The sequence below is a fragment of the Acinetobacter sp. YH12241 genome (assembly GCF_013417535.1).
Taxonomy (GTDB): Bacteria; Pseudomonadota; Gammaproteobacteria; order Pseudomonadales; family Moraxellaceae; genus Acinetobacter.
Genome location: NZ_VPDQ01000059.1, coordinates 1 through 3,462, shown reverse-complemented (window position 1 = coordinate 3,462; position 3,462 = coordinate 1). Strand labels below are relative to the sequence as shown.

General features: G+C 31.9%; 4 protein-coding genes and 1 pseudogene. 4 read left to right on the top strand and 1 reads right to left on the bottom strand.

Annotated features, from left to right (window positions below):
• Window positions 1-119 (top strand): annotated as a pseudogene (locus FTV18_RS15445) (IS30 family transposase); the annotation flags it as partial.
• 286 nt (window positions 120-405) lie between these two features.
• On the opposite strand, the gene FTV18_RS15440 reads toward FTV18_RS15445, so the two are convergent.
• Window positions 406-702, bottom strand: a complete 297-nt coding sequence (locus tag FTV18_RS15440) for a hypothetical protein (RefSeq protein WP_180033320.1) — start codon at window positions 700-702, stop codon at window positions 406-408.
• 216 nt (window positions 703-918) lie between these two features.
• Here FTV18_RS15440 and FTV18_RS15435 point away from each other — a divergent pair, with 216 nt between their 5' ends.
• From FTV18_RS15435 to FTV18_RS15425, 3 genes are all read left to right on the top strand, one after another.
• Entirely contained in the window at window positions 919-1,197 is a 279-nt protein-coding gene (locus FTV18_RS15435; RefSeq protein WP_180033319.1) for a hypothetical protein, read from the top strand.
• 312 nt (window positions 1,198-1,509) lie between these two features.
• Window positions 1,510-2,130 carry a hypothetical protein gene (locus tag FTV18_RS15430; protein ID WP_180033318.1) on the top strand — a complete coding sequence of 207 codons (621 nt, stop codon included), beginning with the start codon at window positions 1,510-1,512 and terminating at the stop codon, window positions 2,128-2,130.
• Window positions 2,131-2,348: 218 nt separating this feature from the next.
• Window positions 2,349-2,960, top strand: a complete 612-nt coding sequence (locus tag FTV18_RS15425) for a recombinase family protein (protein ID WP_005407429.1) — start codon at window positions 2,349-2,351, stop codon at window positions 2,958-2,960.
• The last annotated feature ends 502 nt before the right edge of the window (window positions 2,961-3,462 follow it).

Here is a 3,462-nt window from a genome sequence, read left to right as displayed (position 1 = left end):
CAAACGAACAAATAGAGCAGATAGAATTTGCACTCAACCATCGTCCTAGAAAAACACTAGGTTGGTATACACCGAGTGAAGTTATGGCTGGTTTTTATACTGTTGCACTTGCCGCTTGAATCCGCCTATTAAAATTTCAAAGTGTACTGATGAGTACACTTTGAATGGGTTCTAACACCCGAATTTCGTATATGAGATTTTATGTTAAATTTTTTATATCAAAATTTCAAAGTGTACTGATGAGTACACTTTGAATGGGTTCTAACACCCGAATTTCGTATATGAGTTTTTATGTTAAATTTTTAATTTCGCGCATTCAAATACACTCATTTTTACTAAACTTTTCTAAAGTCTGCTTAACTAACAGACACTAATCGAAAGATAAAATTTTTTTAAATTACATTATTAAAAGCATTTCTGATTCGCGACTTCAAGTGCCGAAGCATAAGTATCAAAATCTTCATCTTTAATACCAACTGATGCCCAATCTTCACCAATAGATTTAGATAGTATTGGATCCATAGCATCAAACATGCAACTGCAACTGCTTTCTTCAGAGGAGCCAATACAAGTCTTCATATATTTTTCTTTAGCAGGAGAATAAGACTGTGGTGGTGGTGAATCATAAGAGACATCATTTGCAGGCGCACAACCAACTGTAAATGCTCCTAATACAACAAGTAAAAAAGTCTTTAATTTCAAACTTAAACCCCTTAAATAGTATTATGTATCATATACTTAATATGAATTAATTCGCCATTAACTAAAACTTCTAAATTAAGTTTTATAAATTGCGTCTAGACTAATTGATTACTCGTATATTTATCTATTCTTTGCTCTTAACTTTAGGCTATGTAATGACATGATAGACGGTATATACGCTACTATATTACCTCGTTAAACCATAAATAAATAATTATGAAAAACATTCTATTAGCAAGTATTACTCTTTTTATGATTGGTTGTAGTGCTGAATCTGAAATTCAAGTCATGGGGGGAAAATTTAGCTCTATGTCACAATGTCTTGAGACGATTAAAAATAGATCGGGGCAGACTCTTAGACCAATGACAGATACACCAGAGAAAGTTACTGGATATCTTGGAGATACGAACCTCAATTTCTACTGTGGAGTGAAGAAAACAGGTACTGATGGCACTTATATTGAAGGTTGGTTTGATGAGCCTGCTAGCAATTAATTGTAGTTCTTCAAATCTAAAATTGTACGTTAATGAAAACAAATTCGCAGAAGTACTATTTTCTGTCATTAACGTACGAAAGTGCATTAAAAAGCGGAAAGTGAGCCTAAATCAGATAACAGCTCTTTTATCCACTTTTTTGATTTTAGTGATGCTTTTAAATTACTGATTCTATAATTTCTATTTCTTTATTTTTTCCGTAATGTACTTCTAAAATTTTTTATAGTTGTATTTTACTTGAATAGCTTTATTGACAGTAAAAATAAAATCAATCGGAATTTTTACTCAATTTTCTCTTATCTTGAGGTTAATATGTTTAAGTTTTTTTATTTGTTTATTATAATTTTCTATACAAATTTAGTTTATGCTGAAACTAGCATAGTAAAATCAATATCACCTACAGTTCGTTCAGGTGATGAGCTAAATGTAGTTAATAAACTTACCCAAGAAGAAATTGAAGAATATTTTAGTAAAGAAGAGCATTACAATAATATTCCTTTTAATCATAATTTAATTTTAAATATAGATATAAAGGATTTGCGCTGGGTATACAAAGGAAATTATAATTTATTAGTTAGTTTAGATGGGAAAGTTTTAGAAAAAAACAAAAATGAGCAGGTTTTAGATCTAATAATACATTGCCCAATTACGGAAACTATCTCGAATAAAGTTGAAACAAAAAATACAATCTCTTTAAATCCTATGAGCAGTAAATTAATTTACGAAGGAAGAATTTTTTCAGAATTATCTAATATAGATTTACCTATTATGCGTAAATTAGAAGCTTCTAACCCTTTAGCTGAGTTTCAGCAAGCAATGAGCTTAATTTGTGTAAATATAGAATTGATTTCTGCGATACGCGAAAATCAACGTCTGAGAGATAGTTTTATGGAAAAGAAGCTTAATGAAAGTTGGAATAAAATTAAAATGTAATGAAGCCAAGGCTTTTATTGTATGTAATTTCCTAATTTATTTGGTTTCTAAAGCATTTCTAAAATTAACATAATACACGTTAGATTTTAGTCATGCTTTTTTTATCAAAAGAGTATAGCTGAATGATAACGAGCCAAATAACATAAAATATCTATCATTAAACTTAATTCAATAATTAAATGATATTATTATCATTAATCTAATAGAATTAAGATTAAATGATAAAAATGAATACACGTATTTATCTACGAGCTTCAACTAAAGATCAAGATGCAGAAAGGGCTTTGCAGATTCTTCAGGATCTAAACCAAAACTTGAATTTGGGCGAAACCATTGTGTACGTGGAAAACTATAGTGGTACGAAGTTAGACCGACCTGAATTGAATAAGCTACTGTCAGAAGCAAATCAAGGTGACACCTTGTTAGTTGAAAGTATTGACCGATTATCACGCCTAACCCAACAGGATTTTCAAGAGCTGAAGCGCAGGATCCAGGAGAAGGGACTTCGTTTAGTCGTAGCGGATCTTCCTACTACCTACCAAATGATTCAAACCAGTGACAGCATTACTCATTCAATCCTGGAACTCATCAATAATATGTTGATTGATCTCCTGGCAACAATGGCCCGCCTGGACAATGAGAAACGTATAGAACGTATTAAGCAGGGCTTGGCACGCTCGGGTTACAAGCCAACAGGTAAGAAAGCCAATGAGGCTAAGCACAAACGAATAAAAGAATTACTAGCAGCTGGCAATATGACTAAGGAAGAAATTGCCAAAGCAGTGAATTGTGGAGTTGCAACTGTTTATCGAGTTGCTAAAGTCATTTAAAAAGGATTGTATCAGTGCTTCCCTTATGTCATATCTATTTACAAAGGAACAAGGCATTCTTAAAGATCAAAAGAAGGGATTAATGATGAAAAAGCATTTGATTTTCCTTGTTTTTATAGTGATGGTTTTTATTTTAGCTCTAGTTGTAAAGATTAATAATGATCATAAAAAAGGGCAAGCATTAAAGAAATTGGAACTAGTTGAAAAGCAAATCCATTAGGTAAAAATTGACTTATACTTATTTAACTAACGCTAATAACTAAGCCCAAAAAACACCTAGACCCAGTGCTATACACGCTTAGTTTTTTTATATTTCAAAAGAGTATTTTAGCAAATATCATAAAAGACCGGTCTATTCTCAAGCCGGTTTTTTATATCGTAAGCATCCGGCTAACACAGCCTTACCAAGCGATCCTATAAGCCTTAATTTAGTTCCCACCTAAAAACAAGTGGGGACTTAATCCATGAACATGGATATATATTCAGCAACACCTCCTGTTGC